18 protein-coding genes are annotated in these 21,983 nt (G+C 46.5%); 14 read left to right on the forward strand and 4 right to left on the reverse strand.

Going from position 1 to position 21,983, the window contains the following annotated elements:
- Positions 1-120 precede the first annotated feature (120 nt).
- Genes DC345_RS04090 through DC345_RS04100 form a run of 3 tightly spaced genes read left to right on the forward strand, consistent with a single transcriptional unit; the run spans position 121 to position 2,002 of the window.
- The gene (locus tag DC345_RS04090) at positions 121-573 is read left to right on the forward strand and encodes a flavodoxin (protein WP_113052009.1); all 453 of its coding nucleotides are present in this window, start codon (positions 121-123) and stop codon (positions 571-573) included.
- Positions 574-579: 6 nt separating this feature from the next.
- A complete protein-coding gene (locus DC345_RS04095) occupies positions 580-1,383 on the forward strand; it encodes a hypothetical protein (protein ID WP_113052010.1) in 804 nt (267 codons plus the stop codon).
- Positions 1,384-1,435: 52 nt separating this feature from the next.
- Positions 1,436-2,002, forward strand: a complete 567-nt coding sequence (locus tag DC345_RS04100; protein WP_072733380.1) for a nitroreductase family protein — start codon at positions 1,436-1,438, stop codon at positions 2,000-2,002.
- A 26-nt stretch (positions 2,003-2,028) separates the two neighbouring features.
- On the opposite strand, the gene DC345_RS04105 is transcribed toward DC345_RS04100, so the two are convergent.
- Both DC345_RS04105 and DC345_RS04110 read right to left on the reverse strand, forming a co-directional pair.
- Entirely contained in the window at positions 2,029-3,486 is a 1,458-nt protein-coding gene (locus DC345_RS04105) for a 4-hydroxyphenylacetate 3-hydroxylase family protein (RefSeq protein ID WP_113052011.1), read from the reverse strand.
- A 200-nt stretch (positions 3,487-3,686) separates the two neighbouring features.
- Complete coding sequence (locus DC345_RS04110) at positions 3,687-3,839, reverse strand: DUF1540 domain-containing protein (protein ID WP_113052012.1); 153 nt, start codon at positions 3,837-3,839, stop codon at positions 3,687-3,689.
- A 364-nt stretch (positions 3,840-4,203) separates the two neighbouring features.
- Between DC345_RS04110 and DC345_RS04115 the strand changes: the two genes are divergently transcribed.
- Entirely contained in the window at positions 4,204-5,016 is an 813-nt protein-coding gene (locus DC345_RS04115; protein WP_113052013.1) for an AAA family ATPase, read from the forward strand.
- 159 nt (positions 5,017-5,175) lie between these two features.
- On the opposite strand, the gene DC345_RS04120 is transcribed toward DC345_RS04115, so the two are convergent.
- Together DC345_RS04120 and DC345_RS04125 are read right to left on the reverse strand one after the other, a co-directional pair.
- Complete coding sequence (locus tag DC345_RS04120) at positions 5,176-6,639, reverse strand: HAMP domain-containing sensor histidine kinase (RefSeq protein ID WP_113052014.1); 1,464 nt, start codon at positions 6,637-6,639, stop codon at positions 5,176-5,178.
- A complete protein-coding gene (locus DC345_RS04125) occupies positions 6,624-7,310 on the reverse strand; it encodes a response regulator transcription factor (RefSeq protein ID WP_091000319.1) in 687 nt (228 codons plus the stop codon). The genes DC345_RS04120 and DC345_RS04125 overlap by 16 nt, the downstream gene beginning before the upstream one ends.
- 190 nt (positions 7,311-7,500) lie before the next feature.
- Between DC345_RS04125 and DC345_RS04130 the strand changes: the two genes are divergently transcribed.
- The 10 genes from DC345_RS04130 to DC345_RS04175 all read left to right on the forward strand — a co-directional run bounded on the left by DC345_RS04130 (position 7,501) and on the right by DC345_RS04175 (position 21,944).
- On the forward strand, positions 7,501-8,220 hold the full coding sequence (locus DC345_RS04130) for a YceI family protein (protein ID WP_113052015.1): 720 nt from the start codon (positions 7,501-7,503) through the stop codon (positions 8,218-8,220).
- Between the two features lie 315 nt (positions 8,221-8,535).
- The gene (locus tag DC345_RS04135; RefSeq protein ID WP_113052016.1) at positions 8,536-12,888 is read left to right on the forward strand and encodes a glycosyl hydrolase 53 family protein; all 4,353 of its coding nucleotides are present in this window, start codon (positions 8,536-8,538) and stop codon (positions 12,886-12,888) included.
- A gap of 156 nt (positions 12,889-13,044) precedes the next feature.
- Positions 13,045-14,061, forward strand: coding sequence for an iron-hydroxamate ABC transporter substrate-binding protein (locus DC345_RS04140; RefSeq protein ID WP_113052017.1), 1,017 nt, complete (start codon positions 13,045-13,047; stop codon positions 14,059-14,061).
- Positions 14,062-14,314: 253 nt separating this feature from the next.
- Positions 14,315-15,355 (forward strand): SPFH domain-containing protein, encoded by a 1,041-nt coding sequence (locus tag DC345_RS04145; RefSeq protein WP_113052018.1) that lies wholly within the window; start codon positions 14,315-14,317, stop codon positions 15,353-15,355.
- Positions 15,352-16,455, forward strand: a complete 1,104-nt coding sequence (locus tag DC345_RS04150) for a diacylglycerol kinase catalytic domain-containing protein (protein ID WP_181586480.1) — start codon at positions 15,352-15,354, stop codon at positions 16,453-16,455. Before DC345_RS04145 ends, DC345_RS04150 begins: the two co-directional genes overlap by 4 nt.
- Positions 16,456-16,536: 81 nt before the next feature.
- On the forward strand, positions 16,537-17,250 hold the full coding sequence (locus tag DC345_RS04155; RefSeq protein ID WP_113052019.1) for a response regulator transcription factor: 714 nt from the start codon (positions 16,537-16,539) through the stop codon (positions 17,248-17,250).
- Complete coding sequence (locus DC345_RS04160) at positions 17,247-18,239, forward strand: sensor histidine kinase (RefSeq protein ID WP_113052020.1); 993 nt, start codon at positions 17,247-17,249, stop codon at positions 18,237-18,239. Before DC345_RS04155 ends, DC345_RS04160 begins: the two co-directional genes overlap by 4 nt.
- Positions 18,240-18,412: 173 nt before the next feature.
- Positions 18,413-19,183: an ABC transporter ATP-binding protein gene (locus tag DC345_RS04165; protein ID WP_113052021.1), complete on the forward strand. Its 771-nt coding sequence runs from the start codon at positions 18,413-18,415 to the stop codon at positions 19,181-19,183.
- The gene (locus DC345_RS04170) at positions 19,158-21,107 is read left to right on the forward strand and encodes an FtsX-like permease family protein (protein WP_113052022.1); all 1,950 of its coding nucleotides are present in this window, start codon (positions 19,158-19,160) and stop codon (positions 21,105-21,107) included. The genes DC345_RS04165 and DC345_RS04170 overlap by 26 nt, the downstream gene beginning before the upstream one ends.
- A gap of 105 nt (positions 21,108-21,212) precedes the next feature.
- Positions 21,213-21,944, forward strand: a complete 732-nt coding sequence (locus DC345_RS04175) for a ZIP family metal transporter (protein WP_113052023.1) — start codon at positions 21,213-21,215, stop codon at positions 21,942-21,944.
- Positions 21,945-21,983 lie beyond the last annotated feature (39 nt).

A 21,983-nucleotide genomic window follows, 5' to 3' on the forward strand; every position in this document is an offset into this window, starting at 1 on the left:
AAACCGATTGAAAATTTAATTTGACAATGATAATCATTATCACATATGATTTTGATAAATTCAAATGTTACTTCTTCAGGAATAGTATGACATGATCAATAAAAAGTGAGGGAAAAATAGATGGCTAAATTGTTAGTGGCTTATGCAAGTATGACAGGAAATACGGAAGAGATTGCGGAACTGATCGTCGAAGGAATTAAAAAAGGTGGGCATGAAGTGGATCTCAAGTCCGTAACGGATTGCAATGCAGCTGATGTACTTGATTATGACGGGTTTCTCATTGGGGTATACACGTGGGGAGACGGTGAACTGCCGGATGAATTCCTCGATTTTTACGAAGAGCTGGATGAGCTAGATCTGAGTGGCAAACGGGCAGCGGTGTTCGGAAGCGGGGATACTTCTTACGAGCAGTACTGCGGAGCCGTTGATCTCGCGGCAGCGAAGCTGGTGGAACGTGGGGCGGAGGTATCTCCAGAGATGCTGAAGATTGAATACAGTCCGTTGGAGCAGGAGAAGGATACGTGCCGTGACTTTGGCAAACGTTTTGCTGCTGCCGGATTACAGGTGTCCTAAGGACTCATGTTAAGACATAATGTTCAGGCAGCTCTGCAGCCGGGAATGTCAGACACACCGGTACGGCTGCTTGAAGATTACAGATTGGAAGAGATGCTGCGCAGCCCGCATCGGTTCATCCGCCCGGAACCGGAGGCTGAACAGCGCTCACCGCTGCAATGGAGACACCGTGTACAATATGCAGTCAGCCATGCAGTTAATGCCTTTTACAGTATGGACCCGGAAGTGCGCAAAGAGGTGCCTGTACAATATTTACTCGAAAAGTGGTGGCCTAGAAAGGCAACCGGATTCGAATCGGTACTTCATTACTGGGATGTAAAAAACAAAATTACGGATGAATTATCCCTTGCAATTGCCATGAACGATGATTTGAAGCATCCGACCATTCTGTTTGAACAATGGCGAACGGAGCTTCCTAGCTTGTCCATGCATCTGTCCATGATCTTCCAGGCTGCCTGGCAGCCAGAGGGCTGGGATTCACTGCTCATCCAAAAATATATGGTTGTCCATGATCCAAATGTGGTTGAGGCGTTCCAGCATATGGTGAGTGTGTTCTGCTGGGAAGCATTTGGCAAGCTGCCAGGCATGATCGAAATCTATTGTTTGCTTGAAGGTCGCAAGATTCGATATATCCCGGGACGTCAATCGCTTGTCCGTTCGATGGATTATATTCGACTGATTCGTGACAGCATTCCGAGCACAGAGAAGGTGGAGTCTGACCAATTTACGGTTCGGGACAAAGCCAGAGTGCATGAAGAGGTCGATCGGTGGAGAAGTGAGACTGAACCGAAAAAAAACTGGTTGATGTAAAGCAAGACAAGGGATGTTGTGATATATCGTGCAGATTAAGGAGGGATGAGCCATGTCTACCGGTTTGAGACAAGATGCAGCAAGCGGCAAGAAACGTACAGGAACTTGTGAATTCAGCCCGTTGCCTGTACCACAGTCGGTTATAAGACGGTTGCTGGATGAAGCAGATCCATCTTTATATGTGATAAGTTCAGAGCCTTGGCGGTTTATGTTGTTCGCGAATGAAGGACGTCAACTGTATCTGGAGGCGGTCAGACAGAGTTACCCACCACATTTGGCAGATCGTTACGGGGACTGGGCTACATATCAGTATACAGAAGCTATTCCGGCACATCTGGTTGTTGTAGCCCCTTCAAGTGCCAGGGAGGACCATTTATTGCCTGCAAAAGCCTGGAGCAAACGTTTTTGCATCCTGGCAGCGGAACAAGGCTTGAATGCTGTCTGGAAGATCAATGATTATCAGCAGCATCCCGTATTTATGAATTTGATGGGTCTAACGCGTGAGGAAAAAGTACTGGGTGTATTCCACATCGGTTACGGAGACCAGTCTGCACTTCGGGACACCGACGCAGGCAGACCAGCCTCTGAACTGATGACGGTCTACGACCATCTGGTTTAAACGAGGGTATCAGTCATTCCACATTCTTATTTGTCGGTTTTGGCAATAAAATTACGAACGAGCTGACGATATGATTGATCTGCGGAGCCTGCTGAATACATCCGGTTCGAGACGGTGACCGTGTTACCAAAAAAGAACCGTTCGAACTGGGTCTGTCTGCCTCCGAATGATCCTGCTCCAAGCTCCCAGATCAGACGGAACAATGCCGTGCGTTCCTGAGATACCATATCGGTTCCTCTAAGGTACGTATCCAAGTGAGGCGCGATATTCGAGTGGAACTCCTCTTCCTGAGGCACCATAATTACACCGCTGGAGCCCAAGAGCTGTAAGATTTCAATCATCTCTGGATACAGTTTGGGGAATAAAAGGTTTGCTGCCATTAAAGGTTTGGGGGCAGGTACTATAAATCCCCGTCCATCTTCCATAGCACCGGCTTCTGCTGCCAGAGCCAGTGCTTTTAACGTTTCAAGACCGGCAAGCACCCTGGCTGTTTTCTCTATCACATGCGTTTCAGCAGCTTGGTCGAGCGTGTCAGCGAGTAACTGAATGGTGCCCAGAACAAATTCTGTTTTGGCAATATACCGGCATACGACCTGATGTCCTGCGTGAATATGAAAATGGCTTCCGCTAAAGAGGCGGCCAGACATCTCCTCATTACCGGCGAAGAATATCCGCTCATGAGGAACAAGCACATGATCAAAAATTACAATGTTATCCATCTCTTCATATCTGGAACTGAGTGGATAGTTGAAATTGGACTCGGATGCGTACGTATCCCGGCAGATCAGACTAATTCCAGGCAGGTCATTCGGTACAGCAAAAGCAAAAGCGAACGGATTTTCATCGTCGAACGGTGCTGGTGAAGGGGAAGGATACACCAGGATTTCGTCTGATGTGGCGGCCTGAGTGGCCATCATGAATGCACCATTGATGATTAGACCTTCTTCAGTGCGATCAACCACTTTGGCGGCAATGGCGTCTTCGGTCGCGTCCAATAGTCCCGAAATTTTACTGGCATGAGGCTGGATAAAGGCATGGGAGAGGGTAATATCATTATCCCGGCAGTAGGCATAGTAGTTTCTCAGATTTTCGGCGTATTGTGGCGATACTTCTTCAAGGATATCTGCCCCAGTATAAAAGGCCATAATTGCTGTGTTCATATAATCGGGTGATCGTCCCAAAAAACCATGGTGAGTCCCTGACCAAATATTCATTGCTTCTCGGCGTCTACGCAAGTCATCCACACTGGTTGGAGGCAGAAAGGACATACCTACTGGTTTTCCGTCAGCAGGAGATGCATAAGTCATCGTATTGATTAAATGTGGATCAGACTGAAGATCGTACAACTTCGCTTGAGTTTCCATCAAACCTGCAAACGCAAAATGTTCAGAACGTTTTCCAGTAACAAGCTCTCCTTTGTACCAGCAGGGGACCGTCTGTGCATCGATCCGTTCAATATACTGTTTGCCACTTTTTACGGGCATCGTTACTCACCTCTATGGTCTATTCGTTCATGGGCAGTTTGACTGCTCTCGTAGTGTACGTCAATAGGCAGTCCAATGTGCATGAAGAGAAGGGAGCTCAGATTTTGTTGAAAAGAGCTTGATAATAATTATCATTCTTGTTACAATAGAAAAAGAAAAAGGAACCACGAGGGCTCCTTTAACTTGTACAATTTGAATTTTTATTTTACTTCAAATGTTTTGCAATCCGTTTCAGCGGATTCACTTGCTTTTTTGGAACTGTGACTCACGATGTAGATTGAAGATGCGTTGCATTTGTTCTCTTGAGCCCAGTGACGACATGAATTAACCTCACATAATACGTCTTTTGCCATGATTGATAACCTCGCTTTGATTGGATTACATTCGTTGGTATAAAAGAACATCCGGAAATGGCAAGTTGCCGCTTGCAAATCTGGAAAATTTTGTGCTCTCTCGAGTAAAAAGAGGGCTTTTTTGCGTTATACACAACGATGCATATTTAGAATAGCAAATTTTACTGCCTCTTGCAACAAATTGGACGAGACCTTGAGCAAAATGATGGACAAGTCACTGAAACTTTGCAAAGAGGTCGTATTATGATATGATTTAATAGTAATAATTACGATTAAATAATCGTTAACTTTATGTATGAGATTGAATCAATAGGATTTAACTTGGATGATCCCTTGAGACATAGAAGAAGGAGAACGATCAACGATGAGCAAAACCAACCATATAAATCGGATACCCCGAGCGAAAGGCATCGATATGGCCGCTTTTTATTCACCGAAAGAGTGTGGACGCAAGGCAAAGCATATTGTATTCTCCGCAGACAATGAACGGGTTGTGGAGGAGTTTATTACCATTCTCGGTATGAAAGATCAGTTTGCAGAACATGATGTGCCAATGCCGAACAAAATGGTAATGTTTGGTCCCCCGGGTACAGGCAAAACCTTAACTGCTTTCCATCTTGCACACCGACTTCAGCTTCCGCTTGTCCTTGTAAGACTCGATGCTATTATTCATAGCCACCTAGGGGAGACGGGAAGCAATGTCCGTAAATTATTTGAATATGCACGGGCTAATCCCTGTGTGCTATTTCTAGATGAATTTGATGCCGTAGGTCGTACACGTGAAAGTAATGATGAGGTTAAAGAAATGGCTCGTGTCGTCAATACATTGTTGCAGTGTCTTGATGAATTTGATGGTGACAGCATTCTTGTTGCCGCTACGAATCTGGAGACACAGCTGGATCATGCGATATGGCGGCGATTTGATACCAAAATGACTTATGGGATGCCGGATGACTCGAGCCGTAGATTGTATATTAGCAAGCTGATGGGGCAGTTTGCGCAGGAGAGCCGACTGGAAGAATTCACGTGTGAACGCCTCACAGGATGCAGTTATGCGGATGTAGAGCAGATTGTCTTGAAGGCTAAGCGAAAAGCCATTATTGCCAGCAGCCCATTACATGAGCAATTCATTAATGACGCTTATGCAGAATATATGCCGCGGGTACTGACCACATAGCATGTATATGAATATCAGCGACCACTGACACATAATGAATAGCCCGGTTCCTATGAAGGAATGTCGGGCTATTCGATATTTCAGCAAACTACATGGACCGTTTGTTTTTGATTCTTTGGCAGATGAAGTAAGCCCATTGATGAAAATGCATGCATTGAATTAGGCGTTAGCCGTTGCGCGGTAAGGTGGTTCAATCTCTGTTTTTTCAAGACTAGACCATCGTGGCAAAGTTAAGGTGAAAAGGCTGCCTTCAGGACTGCTGGAGGTCAGGGATAAATCCCCTCCCTGAGCTCGAGCAAGCAAACGGCTATAGGTCAGTCCCAGACCTAGCCCGCGGGTACGGCGTTTTTTGATCTCGCCACGGTAAAAACGTTCGAAGATCTTGGGTTGATCTTCTTTTGTGATACCCGTACCGTTATCCTGCACATCAACAAACAAGTTTTCCGCCTCAGTGCGCAGACGGATATTAAAGACGGCAGCTTGGTCGGAAGCGGCTGCTTGTAGTCCGTTATTAAGCAGGTTGACAATAATCTGCTGAATCCGAAGTGTATCACCGATGGTATAGAGGGTACCCGAAGGTGTATGCAATTCAATCTCGGGAGATTTGTCCTCATAAGCAATTTTCCACTGATAGATAATCTCATCCACCAGCAAATTCAAATCTATGCGTTCCCGACGAACAGCAACACTTCCAGCGCTCATCGCATTGTAATCCAGCAGATCAGCGACCATACGTTCCATTCGTTGGGATTCTTTGAGTGCGATGTCCAGGAATTCCTTTGCTTCCTCCGGACTGACGATATCGTCCCGGACAGCCATCACGAGTCCTTTAATGGACGTTACCGGTGTTTTCAATTCATGGGTTACCCCAGCAAGTGACAGGGCACGCCATTCCTCCAATTGCTGCAAACGGATGGACATCTCGCGAAAAGATTCAACGAGTTCATTCATCTCCCGTTCCCGTGTGTTCAGATCCAAATTGACTTCATAATTTCCGTTTCGAATCTGCTCTGCGGCATGGGCGACCTGACGAATAGGCCTGGAGAGCTTGCGGGACAGGAGGTAGATTGTAAACCAACCACACAGAATTAAAGCAACGAACAGGATGCATACCACAAGCATCGTTTCCGGATTGTATGCAATGGATTTTTTGGACTGCATGACCCACACTTTACCGAGCGTCTGATCGTCATCTGTGACATTGACCGTCACCCCGGCGAATTTTTTGTTTCTTGGTTCACGTAGGTCATCAGACAGCCGATTATATACATCTTGCTGCGTCATTTTTGGTTTGGAATAGATCAATTGATTATTGTTGTCGAGCACCATAATACAAAAGTAATTATCTGTATTGAAAAGCTTGGTTCGCTTGTCCACGAGTCTGTCGAGATCCGGGGGAATATGCAGTTTGTTATCCGCTCCTGTTACCTTTTCGGCAATTTCCAGCCCTAGCAGCTGGGCCGTTTTGAGACCTTTTTCAATGGAAGTAGTTCTGATCCAGTAAAGTGCCCCTGCAACAATAATGGTGAAACCAATGCAGAGGATTAGAAAATATCGAAGTGTCCAGTAGGACAGAATGGATGTTTTACGTTTGGTTGTATTTCGTTTTAGTTGGCGATCCAAAATTGATACCCCATTCCCCGTAAAGTCCGGATTTCTCCCGTTTCAGGCAACCAGTGGGATAACGCCTGACGCAGCCGTTTGATCGACAGGTCCACAGCCCGGTCACTTCCGTCATAGTCCATGCCCCATACCTGTTCAATCAGATGGTCCCGGGTGAATGTGCGGTTGGGGTATTCCGATAGAAACAGGAGCAGTGACAAATCACGTGGTGTGAGTGCAACCTCGGCACCGTTCAAAAGTACCTGTTTGGCAGCCAGATCAATGACCAGATTGCCAAAATATCGTTTGCCTTCACCTTCAGCTGTCCAGTGTGGATTGCGGCGAAGCACAGCATTGACTCTGGCGACTACTTCCTCGGGCACAAAGGGTTTGCTCATATAATCGTCAGCACCGGCATTCAGCCCGTTAAGACGGTCCTGAATATCATCCAGTGCGGTTAACATGATGACGGGACAAGCACTTTTTTCGCGGATGATTCGTAGCAGATCCCAACCGTCCATTCCGGGCAGCATCACATCCAGCAAGACCAAGGAAGGCACATCCGAATCAAATAAAGTTAGGGCAGTGGGTCCATCCGCTGCATGACGAACGTCGAATCCCGCTTTTCGAAGATAGGCAGCCAGCACACGGGCAATGGCTTGTTCATCTTCGACGATGAGTATGGATTTCAAGAAAGTGTCTCCTTTCACTTCAGAAGCTTGTGTACTGATTTTACATGAGCGGAAGCACAAAGCCAATCATGCAATTATTTTCAGAAAAAAATGCGTTACACGTCATCTCTTGACGTCATCCTGACACATTGGGCTGGTAAGATGCTGATAAATAACCAACTTATACAGTTACCCATTGGAGGAAATAGAGATGAATAAAAAGACAAAAACATGGATGATCTCAGGTGCGGCAGCAATCGTCATTCTTGGAGGCGGAGGGTACTATTTCGCGAACAGTTACCTGGGCAACAACGTTGAGATTGAACAGGTACTTCCTGCCAGCACTGCAGCGTCCACAACGGAAGCCGGATCGGACAGTGGTACAAGTGTATCCAACGTTGCAGCAGGAGCAGAGCAATTAAATGGAGACTGGAGCATTAGCGAAGGTTCGAAAGTATATTTTTCGGTAACGACATCCCGGGAAACGGTCAATTTTGCGGACGAGCAGGTTAGTGGAAACTTGACCCTTAATGTAGACGATGCATCCCAGATGAAAGCGGATGGACAGATCGAGATGAGTGACATTGATTCAGGCAATAGCCAGCGGGATGGACATGTGAAAGAAGCTGATTTCTTCGATGTTTCCACCCATCCACAAGCTACATTTACGGCTAACTCATTTGAAGGTGTACCAACGGAATGGGCGACAGGACAGACCGTAGACTTTAAAATGAACGGCACCCTAACGGTAAAAGGCATTGAGAAAGAGGTTGCGTTTGACGTAAAAGCCGCTTATGAAAATGACCAGGTACTGTTGTCCGCCACAACGATGGTGACCTTTGAAGATTTTGGTATGGAGAATCCACATTCGGTGGTCCTTTCTACAGAAAATGACATTCAGGTTCAACTGGAGCTGAAGCTCAGCAAGTAAGTTTCTCGGCATGATTGAATATAAGTGATGCTAAAATTCCATAAAGTGTAGACTGAAATTCTACTTATTCATACTTTTAGTAACAGACAGAATCTGTTCCAATCCGCCCGTGTGGCGGAGGGGGCAGATTTTTTCTGTGAAGAATGGAAATCGATCCACGGCGAGCAAGGAATTACCAAGCATTCAGTTAAAATAACTGCTGTTTCCTTGGCATAATACCGTGTCCTCGTTTGATGTAAAGCGCTTACAATGATAATGATTTACAACATTCATTGTTCAACTTGAACCAAACAAACGATAAGGGGGAGATCAAGCGTGCACAAAAGATACATAAGCGGCTGTCTCGTATTACTGATGTTGTTCTGTGATTTGGGTCTGGCAGTTCGGCCCGCAGCGGCAGCGGCGAAAGTAAATGTTGCGCTGAATAAGGCGGTTACGGTCAGCTCAGAGGATCTACAATGGGAGGGCTATAAAGAAAAAGCGGTGGATGGTAATGGAGATACAAAATGGAGTGCGAATAGTCCTACTTCAGTAGATCAACCGCATTGGCTGACGGTAAACTTGGGAGCTTCATACAACCTTTCCGGTGCGGAACTAACGTGGAAGGATGCAAACGAGGTTGTGAAGTTTTTGGTGGAGGTTTCTGAGGACGGAAATACTTGGACATCTGTGGCAGATCATTCTGCCAACGATAAAGCGGAATCACAGGTCATTCTGGATTTCCAGGCTGAAGCGGTCCAGTACGTAAAAGTCACAATTCCTTATTATGCGGGTACCGACTGGTGGCCAGGCATTTCTGAGCTTCAAATCTGGGGAGAGGAAGAGGTACGGAATCCGGCAGACATCGTGAATTACGATCCGGTCAACGTGTCTACCGTAAGTCGTACTGCTCCTATTCTGCCAGCAAAAGTCACTGCACATTATCAGAATGGGAAATCGGGCCTTGTCCCGGTTGCATGGGAGGAAATTAATCCTTCACAATATGCATCAGCCGGCAGCTTTACCGTTACAGGTGATGTATATGGGGCTCCCATTCAACCTGAAGCTACCGTTACAATAGAAGGATACCGCAGTGATTTTGTCAGAGGGGTGGATATTTCCACGTTAACGGCCATTGAGGATAATGGAGGTTATTATCTGGACAGCAATGGAGCTGAGCGCGATCTGCTCGATATTCTAAAAGACCGTGGCGTGAACTATGTGCGGCTTCGTCTGTGGAATGATCCACAGAAATCCAATGGGTACAACGACAAGAAAGATGTGATTCGTCTTGCCCAGCGGGTAAAAGAGAAAGGCATGAAAATCCTGCTCGACTTCCATTATTCCGATGAATGGGCGCATCCCGGTCAGCAGCTTCGTCCGAAGGCTTGGGAAAATCTCTCGTTCGAGGACTTGAAGACGGCGGTGTATGATTACACGCGTGAAGTGGTAGGCGAGATGAAGGAAGCGGGCGCGATGCCAGACATGGTACAGATCGGTAACGAAATCAACAGTGGCGTGTTAAACGGATTGAAGAGTAATGTCAACTTTGATGAAAACGTTGCCTTACTTCAGCGAGGAGTGGATGGCGTTCGCGCGATTCAAGGTGGAGATCAGGTTCAAATCATGATCCATCTGGCTGAGGGGGGCAAAGCCGATACATTTGACTGGTATTTCGGCGAATTGCAGAAACGTCATTTGGAGTATGATATTATCGGCCTGTCCTATTATCCATTCTGGCACGGAACATTCGCAGATGTGCGCAAAACGATGAATGAGGTATCCGCGAAATATGGAAAAGAAGTCATTATTGCTGAGACGTCATATCCATTCTCGTATAAAAACGGGGATGCTCACGGCAATATTATTGGCAACCCGGAAACGCTGAATGTGGGAGGTGCTACCTTCCCGGCAACCGTACAGGGACAATATGATGCCATTGCGGGCATTATGGACATGATCTCACAAGTTCCGGATCAGAAGGGAGCGGGATTCTTCTATTGGGAGCCTGCATGGATTGCAGCCAATGTAGGCTGGATTGCTTCCGAGGGAGACGCATGGGAGAATCACGCCATGTTCGATTATGACGAATATCCGGCGAATGGCGGTTACTCGTATGAAGGGCGTACTCTGCCTTCGCTGGACGTGTACAAACGTGGCCTGGAGATTCTGCCTGCAGATCGGAAAGAGTTGTCAGCAGCCATTACACATGCAAAGGCGCTGAAATCCAGTGATTTCACTTCTGAAAGTTGGACCACACTTGCTCCAGCCATTGCAGCAGCCAAGAATACGTACAAATTGGCTTATACATCTAGTGGTGTGACACAACAGGATACAGACGCTGCGACTGCCGCTCTTAATGAGGTTATGGAGCAGCTTGATGTTATAGCGGCGAATCGAAACGCTCTTGAGGCAATCATTGCCGAAGCCAAAACATATAAACAAGCAGATTGGTCTGCTGCAACATGGGCTGTTCTGACCAAGGCTCTTACTCGTGCAGAACAGGTTATGACAGACCCAAGAGCTACCCAGACCGAGGTGAACACTGCAACAAAACAAGTGGAAGCAGCCATCCATCGTTTGTCCAATGTAGACAAAACTGAGCTGACACAGTTTATCGGTGAAACCCAGCAGCTGACCGAATCTTCGTATACTCAGCGAAGCTGGGCAAACCTGAAAGCGGCATTGTTATCAGCAATCACGGTCAGAGACAAGCAGAATGCCATACAATCGGAAGTGCAGGAAGCTCTGACTATACTGCAAAAAGCGAATAACAACCTTGTTTTGCTGGAGGCATTAACAACAGGCAAGACAGCTACTGCATCAAGCAGTGCAGGTACAGGTGGTGGAGAAGCTAACTCGCCTGGGGGAGCGATTGACAGTAATCCTAATACTTCATGGGGGACAGATCAGAGCGTAGGTAGCTGGTGGCAAGTGGATCTGGGGGCAACCGCTGTGATCCGTAAGCTGGAAATGTCCATGTGGAGTGGAGGCATTAAATACAAGATCGAAGTGTCCAAAGATAACGAGAATTTTGTCAAAATTGTAGATACAACGAGTGATGTGGTTGTATCCACCAGTCCAAGACATATCCTGCCCGCAGGCACGGAGGCGCGTTATATTCGACTGACCATTACCGCAGGTTCTGAGTGGGTAGGCTTTATGGATTTTGAAGCGTACGGGGTGTTCCCGGCAGACAAATCTGCCCTGGAGACTACAGTGAATTCCGCTGGGCAGCTGCATCAAAGTGATTACACGGCCGCAAGCTGGAATGGGTTTGCACAGGCACTGTCGTTTGCCCGCTTACTCATGGATGATGCAGAAGCCAGTGCACAGGAAATCAGTGCTGCGGATAATGCCTTGAAAGAGGCGGTTAGTCAGCTTGTACGGCAAGAGTCGACCCCGGGTCAGCCGTCACAGCCTGGTCAACCTGCGCAGCCTTCCACGCCTGGGTCTTCGCAGAATCCTTCTGTAAAGCCGCCTGTTGAATCGGGCAGTCCAGGAGAGAGTGGTTCCATTACACTCAAAGGTACAAGTACGGGTGCGGGCACCTATGTGATTCAACCTGATATGAAGCAGTTATCTCAAACGATTAACGGAATGGGAGCAGGGAGCAAAAAGCTCACCTTGATTGCAGATGTTCCTAAGGATACTAAGGCTGTGTCCTTTCAACTCAACGCAAACCAACTTCAGGAATGGGCACGTACTCAGGCATTACAGTCGCTTGAACTGACCATGAAGCAGACATCTGTCCGTATCCCACTAGGTTTATTGAAGGATACTGGTAGTGAAGATAGGGCTACGCTGGATGTCATTCTGGCCGAAGACTCTACAGCCAATCTGTCAGAAGTGCAAAAGAAAGCCATCGGTAACCGCAATGTGGTCAGTGTGGATCTGCTGTTAAACGGAGAGCCGTTACAGTGGACTGATAGATCCATTGAAATCGCGATGTCGAATGTTCAAAATCCCAATGCAGAGGACGTTGTGCTGGTTATCCAATCCCTTTTGCCAAACGGTGAAATGAAACCAGTAACCTTTACTCAATATGATGAAATGACCCAAAATCTTGCTTTCAAGCCGCTTCAAGCAGGTCGTTTCGTGGTTACTGAAGTACAGGTGCCGTTGAATGACTTACAATCCCACTCCTGGGCCATTAAAGAGGTTCAGAATCTGTATGGCAAAGGAATCATTTCAGGCATGACAAATACCCAATTCAGCCCGCAAGGAGAACTGACACGTGCACAATTTCTGCAAATGATCATGAAGGGGATTGGCGAATCACGCTTGCCGGAACCGTCCACTTTGACTCCAATGGATGTTAAGAATGGTCAGTGGTATTCAGATTCCGTACGCCTTGGTCTGGAGATGGGAATCGTGCAAGGCCGAGCAGATGGATCGTTTGCAGCAAATGAACGTATTACCCGTGAGGACATGGCCGTGATGTTAAACCGTGCGATACAGGTCATGAAGCAGAACACCAGTGCAGCCGTTGATTCTTCATCAGATGGTATCGAATTCAATGACAACGCAGATATCGCTGAATATGCAAAACAAGCTGTTGCAGCGATGCAGGAGCAAGGTCTGCTTCAAGGAATGGCAGATGGATCGTTTGCGCCTAAACTGCATGCTAATCGTGCACAGGGTGCAGTCGCTGTAGCCAGAATGATGGAGCAGATTTATAAATTCTAAGTGTATATATGATATAGGGATCGGGTCTTTCTGCTCGATCCCTATGTTTATGCATTCAACAAAATGGTAGACAGTAAGTAATCAATTCTGCTATGATTCCAATGATAATGATTACCATTATCACAAAAGCACTGAATTATAGGGGGCATCATGTTTATGTTTAAATCCAAATCGATTCTTTCCATTTGCACGTTATTTATTGTGTTTGCGCTAGTTCTTGCGGGCTGCGGAAATGCAGGAAAGACAACGGATGAAACGGGGAGCGGATCAGGGCAGACGACTGAGAATCAGGAATCCACTGGAACCGATACGGCTCAGAATGAATCAACGGAAAGTGAAACACGCGAGTATCAGACGGATAAAGGGATGGTTACCATTCCTGCACATCCGAAACGCATCGTGACCGATTACTACGGGGGCGAAATTCTGTCTGTAGGTGGTAATCTGATTGGTGTGGAGCCGAGTGCCTTCGATAATCCGTTTATTAAGGACAAGCTGAAAGACACCACAGACGTGGGTTATCCGGTTAACGTGGAGAAGACGCTGGAATTACAGCCTGACTTGATCGTTGTCATGTATGATGATAACTACGAGGAACTGTCCAAAATTGCACCAACCGTGCATATCCCATATGGTACAGCGACAGATATCTACAAGACAGTTGAGCTGTTTGGTGATTTGATTGGTCAACCGGAACAGGCGAAGGCGTTCATTGCCGATTATGAGGAAAAGGCGGCAGCAGGACGCGAGAAGCTGAAAGGCATCGTGGACGAAAATACGACCGTAGGATTATACGAATTGACGGACAAAGGAGATCTGTGGATCTTTGGCGACAACGCAGGCCGGGGCGGACAAGTGGTATACAATGCTTTGAAGCTGAAAATGCCGAGCAAGGTGAGCAAAGACAATCAGACCGTGCAGCTATCGCTTGAAGTACTGCCGGAATACGCTACCGATTACATGTTCATGACGGTGTACGATCCTGAGAAAAAAGGCGAAGCGCTGAAGGAATTCAAACAGTCCAAAGTATGGAATGGTCTGGATGCGGTGAAGAATCACCGATTCTTCGAGAATGATTTTGACACATTCTATCGATATGATCCGATCGCCATTACAGCGCAGATTGATTTGTTTGTTGATCTGATCTTGAAGAGCGCTGAACAAAATAAATAAATGATGAACGTTGATTAACAACGTGGTGACTCCTAATGTTAGGCTAGCGCCTCTCAAATCTAACCCATTATGAGTTGTCATTACTGACTATAATTATAGAAAATCGACCTATCTCAAGGCTTTTGCCTAAGGTAGGTCTTTTTTTGATGTCAAAAGCAAAAAAAGTTGTTAATGTCATATTGACAATATCAAATTCATTTGTTATCATTTCGATAATATCAAAACGACAATATTAAGAAATGGGGAATGAGCAATGTTTGGATTCCGATTCGTGAAGTTTCAACCCAGTGAGTACGTAATGAAAGTGAAGAATGGGCAGGTGCAACGTCAAGGTGTGGGTTTGTCCTTCTACTATTATGAGCCGACGACATCGGTGGTGGTTCTGCCTGTATCTTCGGTGGATGTGCCCTTTATGTTCGAAGAAATAACAGCCGATTATCAAACCGTTACGGTTCAGGGTCAACTGAGCTATCGTATCGTTGATTATATGAAAATCACCCAAAGCTTGAACTACACGTACAATTTGCGCAAAAACAGATATATCTCCGACGATCCTGGCAAATTGGATCAACGTGTAATTACGACCGCCAAGGTGTTAACCAAAAAACATCTGGAGCAAATGCCCCTGAAGGAAGCAATCCAATCGAGTGAACGGCTGGCCAGCAGCATGAAACGGGAAGTGGTGCAGAGTGAGGAACTGGAGAAATTGGGTGTAGAGCTGATGAGTCTGTCCATTCTGGCCATTTTGCCCAATAAAGAGACGATGCGCGCACTGGAAGCACAAGCGCGGGAAGAGATTTTACGCCAGGCCGACGAAGCACTTTATGTACGTCGCAATGCATCCATTGAACAGGAGCGGAAAGTGAAGGAGAATGAACTGAATACGGAAATTGCCGTAGAGACGAAGAAACAGCAGATTCGAGAAACGCAACTACATGCCGAGCGTTCGGTGAAACAGAAACAAAATGAGATGGAACAGGAACAGCTTCAATTCAATACGGCGATGGAGGAACGGAAACAACAGCTCATTGAATTAACGATTGCCAATCAGAACGCCGAAGCTGATGCCAAAGCCTATGAAATTGCTGCTGTGATGAACTCGTTACAACAGGTGGAGCCTAGTGTGCTACAGGCGATGGCTAACATGGGTATGAACTCGGATAAACTGATTGCCCTTGCATTCCAGGAGTTGGCTGAGAATGCCGGGAAAATTGGACAGCTTAACATTTCGCCGGATCTGCTGCAAGGACTGATGAATCCACCGACAAGAGAACAGGGAGGTCGGGCACGATGAGACTTGGGAAGGCAAGCCAGACTGTAACCACACACACTGCGGGAAGAGAACCAATGACCGAATACAAGTTGATTCTAGTCAAACGCAGAACGAGGCTGGAAGAATTGGTGGTCCGCTATAACACAGTCCAACAGGCCCAGTTCTATATTGAACGTCTGGGAGCTGACTTCAGTGATTACCTGGAGGAAGACAGACGTTATTATCATTCCGTGCAGCAGGCCCAGCTGCAGCTTAGCCAACTGGGCCGGGTTCAGACGATTGATCGGGAACATGTGCCCAACTTTATTTTTGGAGCGCAAGATATTGTGGTAGTGATTGGGCAGGACGGACTTGTTGCCAATACGCTTAAGTACGTAACCGAGCAGCCGCTCATTGGTGTAAATCCTGATCCGATGCGTTGGGATGGGGTACTGCTGCCATTTACCGTGGAGGATCTGAGCTTCATTATACCTGATGTGATTCGTAAACGTCGCTCGCTGAAAGAAGTGACTCTGGCCAAAGTGGAGCTGAATGATGGGCAGTATCTCTATGGCGTCAACGATCTTTTCATTGGCCGAAAGACGCATGTATCTGCTCGTTACGAAGTTCGTATGGGTTCATCGGTAGAACAACAATCCTCCAGCGGAGTGATTGTATCCACGGGAATGGGATCGACTGGCTGGTTCAAAAGTGTGCTAGCAGGTGCTGCCGGAGTCGTGGGCTCGGAAGCGTGGCAGCACATCCAATCGGGTGAAGCGTTCATCCCCAATAGAGATAGCATAAGCTCTCATTCAAACTCAAACTCTAAAGGTAAAGGTTATTCAGAAGCACATACCGCGGTTACAGCGTCTGCACAGGGAAGCATGAGTAGCATGAATCACTTCGGCTGGGATGCACCTTATCTATATTTTACAGTACGTGAACCTTTCCCCAGCCGGACGACTGCAGCCAATCTGGTGTTCGGACAGATTCATCCGAACCAGCCTTTGCAGGTTGTCTCCCAGATGCCGGAGGACGGTGTTATTTTCAGTGACGGGGTAGAACAGGACTTTCTCGAATTTAATTCCGGAGTGGAAGCAACTATTGGCTTGGCAGAGAAACGTGGACGTTTGGTGGTCTAATCCTTTATTTCCAATCCGTTTTTGACTAGAATGGTAAACTAGATGTAGAGAATATGTCAGGGAACGGAAAGAAGGTTGACGATGCAATCCATATTATTGGTTGAAGATGATGCGAAGCTCGCCGGATTGCTGGCGGCATATCTGATCCGAAACGGTTTTCAAGTGCAGATTGTGACAGATTTCCGTCATGTTTTGGATGAATTCGTGCAGATCGGCCCGGATTTGGTATTAATGGATGTGAATCTGCCTCAGTTTGATGGCTACTACTGGTGCAGACAGATCCGTTCGCATTCCATATGTCCCATTCTATTTATTTCGGCTCGTGACAGTGGCATGGATCAGGTTATGGCGCTGGAACATGGTGCGGATGATTATATTACGAAGCCTTTCCAATATGAGGTCGTACTTGCTAAAGTTCGTAGCCATCTGCGTAGGGCATATGGGATGTATGCAGCTGTTCAACCAGAAATGAAAGTGAAAAATGGCTCTATGCTACTGTACCCCGAAAGATATGTGCTGGAGTTCGATGGTCGTTCCGTGGAGCTGACACAGAAGGAATCCATATTGGTTGAAGCGCTGATGGCCAAGGCAGGTCGGGTAGTAGGCCGGGAACGTTTACTTGAACTGATGTGGGAAGATCAGCATTTTATTGATGATAATACGTTGAATGTGTACATTACACGTGTTCGCCGCAAGCTGAAGGATCTGGGGGCTGAAGAAGTTTTGGAAACCGTTCGCGGAGCGGGCTACCGATTGCTTGATTTGGAGTCACCTGTCCAAGAGGACCGTCAATGAAACTGTTCTTAAGAGATCAGCTACCCCTCATCGGATTTTATTTGCTGCAAATGCTGCTTGTCCCATGTGTATATTGGCTTTCAGGTGAGGATCGCCCCATGAGAATTGTTTTTTATGGCATGTTTTTGAGTACAGTGGTATTGCTCGTTTATCTGACCGTGCGTTATTTCCAACTCCATCCATATTACCGCGTGCTCCAGCAGCCACAAAGGCTGGTACAGGAGCCTTTCCAATCACTCGGTAATGCCCCTGTGGCTAATTCTTTACAGGAATTGATGCATGAACTGGAGCGTAACCGTCAGAATGAGATGGGTCAATTGCGTATTCATAGTGAGCAGCAGGTTGTATTTATGAACCGTTGGGTCCATCAGATGAAGACCCCCTTGTCCATTATTCAGTTGACCCTGGAAGATGTGGATGATGATAAAACGGCAGGCAGCATACAGGATGAGCTGGATAAAATGCGCAAAGGGTTGGAAATGGTACTTCATTCTTCACGCCTGGAACAGTTCGAAGGGGATTTTCGCGTAGAGCTTCTGTCTCTACCCGAGGTGGTTCGAAGCAGCGTAGCCGAGAATCGACGTTTGTTTATTCGCAGAGGAATTACGCCGGATATCCGAATGGACAACGAGCTTCAAGTCTATAGTGACTCCAAATGGCTGCGGTTCATGTTTACCCAGATTTTGACCAATGCCGTCAATTACTCAGATAGCAAAGCAGGTAAAAAAGTCATGATTACTGGCTATATTGAGGAAGAACGAATCGTATTAGATATTCAGGATCAGGGTATCGGCATATCGGCTGAAGATATTCAACGTGTGTTTAATCCTTACTTCACCGGAGAACGGGGAAGACAGTATCATGAATCTACGGGTATGGGACTGTATCTGGTCCGTGAGATCAGTACCCGTTTGGATAACCAGATTGAATTGTTCTCAAAGCCGGATGAAGGAACATTGGTCCGATTCAGCTGGATCAATCGAAAATAGAGGTGCTTTGCCTATGGGTGAGGTGCTTTTTTTTATGGAATAGGAAGAAGGGGGAACATAACCTTAAACGCTTTGTAAGGAAAGTTTAAGGTTAATCGATAGCAGGGCTGTAGGAGGTCGTTTAGGATAAGGATATGAAAACAAAGCATAGTTTAGTTGGAGGGGAAACACCTATGGAAATGTTGCAAGTTTCGGCACTAAACAAAGTGTATCAGGGCAAAGTGCAGACTCAAGCCCTTAGTGATATTCATCTGACCATCAAGCAGGGTGAATTTGTAGGGATTATGGGACCATCGGGCAGTGGGAAAACGACGTTGCTCAATATGGTCTCGACCATTGATGAGCCAAGTTCAGGCAAGGTGATGATTAATGGCATGAATCCGTTTGATATGAAAAAGAAAGAACTCGCCATGTTCCGACGCCGGGAACTCGGGTTTGTATTTCAGGATTTTAATCTGCTCGATACCTTGACCGTTGCTGAAAATATAGTACTCCCGTTGACGCTGGACAAGGTCAAGCTGAAGGAGATGGAGAGCAGACTCGATCGGATTACCACTCACCTTGGAATTGATCACATTCTGGATAAACGCGTTTATGAAATCTCGGGCGGACAGCGGCAGCGTACAGCCATTGCCAGGGCCATGATTAATATGCCATCCATTGTACTTGCCGATGAACCGACAGGTGCACTGGACTCCACGTCATCTCAAGCGGTAATGGAATCACTTGAACAGATCAACCAGCAAGAGAAAACAACGATTATGTTGGTCACACATGATCCACTTGCCGCAAGTTATTGCCATCGAATTGTGTTTATCAAGGATGGCAAGCTCGCAGCCGAGGTGCATCGTGGTGATAACCGCCAGACGTTTTTTCAACGGATTATTGATACATTATCCTTCTGGGGAGGGAATTCGCATGAGCTTTCCTCAGTTCGCCTTTAACAACATTCGCCGGAACGGGCGAGCGTACATTGCCTTTTTCCTAAGCAGTGCATTTATGGTCATGATATTCTTCGCGTATGCGATGTTTATCTACCATCCGTTTGTTGAGAAATTGCCAATTGGCAAGACCACCGCAGCGGGAATGCAGGTTGCCTCCGTCATCGTATACGTTTTTGCAATCTTCTTTGTTATGTATTCCATTAGTGCTTTTCTGAAATCACGGAACAAGGAATTCGGTATTCTAACCATCTTGGGCGCGGAACCGGGACAGATTCGAAGACTGGTCATTCTGGAAAATATGTTTATCGGATGTCTGTCCATTGTGGCTGGAATAGGTGGAGGTATGTTATTATCCAAGCTGTTCCTCATGTTAACCACCCGATTTATCGGTATGGAAGATCTGCCTTTTTATTTCCCTGTGAAGGCCATGTTGATTACGGTGATTGCTTTTTTAGTACTGTTCTTTTGCATTTCTCTATTCACACTGGTCTTTATCGGAAATAAGCGGACATTGGAGCTACTAACGGGTACGAACAAACCCAAAAAGGAACCTAAAGCATCTTGGGTATTCTCTATTCTTGGGCTTGCGCTTCTGGCTACGGGATTCATTGTGCTATACGGCAGTTTGTCGGGTGAGAGCATTCTGATCGCTGCTGTGACAGGCATTGCCGGTACGTATTTTTTCTATTCGCAGCTTTCCGTGCTGGCCATTCGTCTGTTGAAGCGTAATCGCAAACGGGTGTGGCATGGTACACGCTTGCTGTGGATTTCCGAGATGAGTTATAAAATAAAAGATAACGCACGCATGCTGTTTATGGTGACGGTAGTTATTGCGATTGCTTCCATGAGTGCAGTAGTCATTTTGTCGCTGGATCAACAGAATCGACAAGTATTTAGAGATAACCAGTTTCCGATTCGTTATAACGTGTACAGTGCATCGGAAGAGCCTAACATGGCACCCGTCAATGAGGTTCTTGATGCTGCGGGTCTTCAATATCAGGAAGCTTATCTGGAATATTTTTGGACAAGTACGGATGACAATGGCATCAGTGTGATGTCTATAAGTGATTTCAACCAGTTCAACACAATCCAGAACAAACCGATATATACTCTCGCAGATCATGACAGTATATTCATTGATTCACGCAATGCGGAGAAGCCACGACACGAAGAAAGATTTCGTGCTTATGCCAAGGGTGATCAGTTAACGTTGGCTATGAATTCAGGGCCTGTTACACTCGATATTAAATACACTGAAATTGAACCGGAATTCTACGGGCTTCTGTATACCTCAGCCCTAGTTATTGTAAGTGATAAAGAGTTTAAGGCTCTTGCCGGACAATTGGACAAAGATGCTGTTTCCGGTAAATATCTTTATCATATCCCTTCATGGGGGGGATCAGTGCCTGGTCGGCAATCATCGGAAGTGATGGTGAGCGATCGTTTGGAGGGCATGGATGAGATCATTAGAAATAACTCTAATGATAAAGACTTTTCCGGCTTTTTCACGACGCGATATGCCGATTTCGAAGCATTCAGACAGACAACGGCACTTTTTACCTTTTTGGGGATATTCATTGGACTGATTTTCTCCATCTCTTCAGCCAGTTTTCTGTATTTCAGACTGCATACGGATCTGGAGGCAGATGGGAAAATGGTGCACTCTCTCTCGAAAATGGGGCTTAGCTTTCAAGAGATGAAACGATCATCGACGATCCAGATTGCCATTCTTTTTTTCTTCCCGATTCTGATCTCAATTGTTGAAACGCTCGTTGTTGTTAAGCCGTTTCTGACTGAATTCGGTATTACGAATTATACTGTTCCGGTATTAACCGTATTTGGTGCATTTCTGCTGGCACAGACCTTCTATTTCTTCGTCATTCGTTCAAGATATATATCTTCACTACGCAAAATGATGGTTTAGAGTTAGCGGTTTTTTATTAACCTGGTCATGTCCCCTGTTTTTGTTGTCTATGCTCCGGTTAATGGAGTGATAGATCATATATGAACATGAGAGGGGTCATCCCGGATGTGGACTGCATTCATGTGGGGCGGCATCTCCGCCTCGGCTGTTGTCATAGGAGCACTTGCTGCGCTGTTTCTAAAAATTCCGAAACGAGTTATTGGCTGGATCATGGCTTTTGGTACAGGGACCCTGATTGGTGCAGCCGCATTTGAATTAATTGGGGATGCGCTCAATGATGGGGGGATTGTGCCGACGGCGATTGGATTTACCTCAGGGGCCGTAGTGTACACGCTGTTCGATTTGCTCATTTCCAGTAAAGGGGGAGCGGGGCGCAAGCGTTCGGAAAAGGCCGGGAACGGAGATTCCAGCCAGAGCGGACTTGGCATATTTGCAGGGACGGTCATGGATGCCATTCCCGAATCAATCATGTTGGGGGCCAGTCTGCTCGCCGGGAACGGTGTCAGTGTGGTGTTGGTTGTTTCTATCTTTGTCAGCAATATTCCTGAAGGCCTGTCCAGTACGGTTGGATTACAACACAATAAATACTCCCGCTCCAGGATTATCCTCATGTGGCTGGGTGTACTGATCATCTCTGCACTTGCTGCATTGGGAGGATATATGTTCCTGGAGCAGCTCCCCGATGAGATGGCCGCGGCTATTGGGGCATTTGCCGGAGGAGGCATTATTGCGATGATCTGCTCCACCATGATGCCGGAAGCGTTCGAAGAAGGTGGGCCGGTAGTGGGTTTTATCGCTTCCATGGGATTGCTTGTATCCCTTTTGCTTGACCTTTGATTCATTCAGTTTAATAGGGGAAAGAGTACCTTTCAGATG

It is taken from the genome of Paenibacillus taichungensis (assembly GCF_003287275.1).
Lineage (GTDB): Bacteria > Bacillota > Bacilli > Paenibacillales > Paenibacillaceae > Paenibacillus > Paenibacillus taichungensis_A.

Excerpts from the sequence above, each read along its gene's own strand:
- DC345_RS04090 (WP_113052009.1), top strand. The coding sequence starts at position 121 with ATGGCTAAATTGTTAGTGGCTTATGCAAGTATGACAGGAAATACGGAA.
- DC345_RS04095 (WP_113052010.1), top strand. The coding sequence starts at position 580 with ATGTTAAGACATAATGTTCAGGCAGCTCTGCAGCCGGGAATGTCAGAC.
- DC345_RS04100 (WP_072733380.1), top strand. The coding sequence starts at position 1,436 with ATGTCTACCGGTTTGAGACAAGATGCAGCAAGCGGCAAGAAACGTACA.
- DC345_RS04105 (WP_113052011.1), bottom strand. The coding sequence starts at position 3,486 with ATGCCCGTAAAAAGTGGCAAACAGTATATTGAACGGATCGATGCACAG.
- DC345_RS04110 (WP_113052012.1), bottom strand. The coding sequence starts at position 3,839 with ATGGCAAAAGACGTATTATGTGAGGTTAATTCATGTCGTCACTGGGCT.
- DC345_RS04115 (WP_113052013.1), top strand. The coding sequence starts at position 4,204 with ATGAGCAAAACCAACCATATAAATCGGATACCCCGAGCGAAAGGCATC.
- DC345_RS04130 (WP_113052015.1), top strand. The coding sequence starts at position 7,501 with ATGAATAAAAAGACAAAAACATGGATGATCTCAGGTGCGGCAGCAATC.
- DC345_RS04140 (WP_113052017.1), top strand. The coding sequence starts at position 13,045 with ATGTTTAAATCCAAATCGATTCTTTCCATTTGCACGTTATTTATTGTG.
- DC345_RS04145 (WP_113052018.1), top strand. The coding sequence starts at position 14,315 with ATGTTTGGATTCCGATTCGTGAAGTTTCAACCCAGTGAGTACGTAATG.
- DC345_RS04150 (WP_181586480.1), top strand. The coding sequence starts at position 15,352 with ATGAGACTTGGGAAGGCAAGCCAGACTGTAACCACACACACTGCGGGA.
- DC345_RS04155 (WP_113052019.1), top strand. The coding sequence starts at position 16,537 with ATGCAATCCATATTATTGGTTGAAGATGATGCGAAGCTCGCCGGATTG.
- DC345_RS04160 (WP_113052020.1), top strand. The coding sequence starts at position 17,247 with ATGAAACTGTTCTTAAGAGATCAGCTACCCCTCATCGGATTTTATTTG.
- DC345_RS04165 (WP_113052021.1), top strand. The coding sequence starts at position 18,413 with ATGGAAATGTTGCAAGTTTCGGCACTAAACAAAGTGTATCAGGGCAAA.
- DC345_RS04170 (WP_113052022.1), top strand. The coding sequence starts at position 19,158 with ATGAGCTTTCCTCAGTTCGCCTTTAACAACATTCGCCGGAACGGGCGA.
- DC345_RS04175 (WP_113052023.1), top strand. The coding sequence starts at position 21,213 with ATGTGGACTGCATTCATGTGGGGCGGCATCTCCGCCTCGGCTGTTGTC.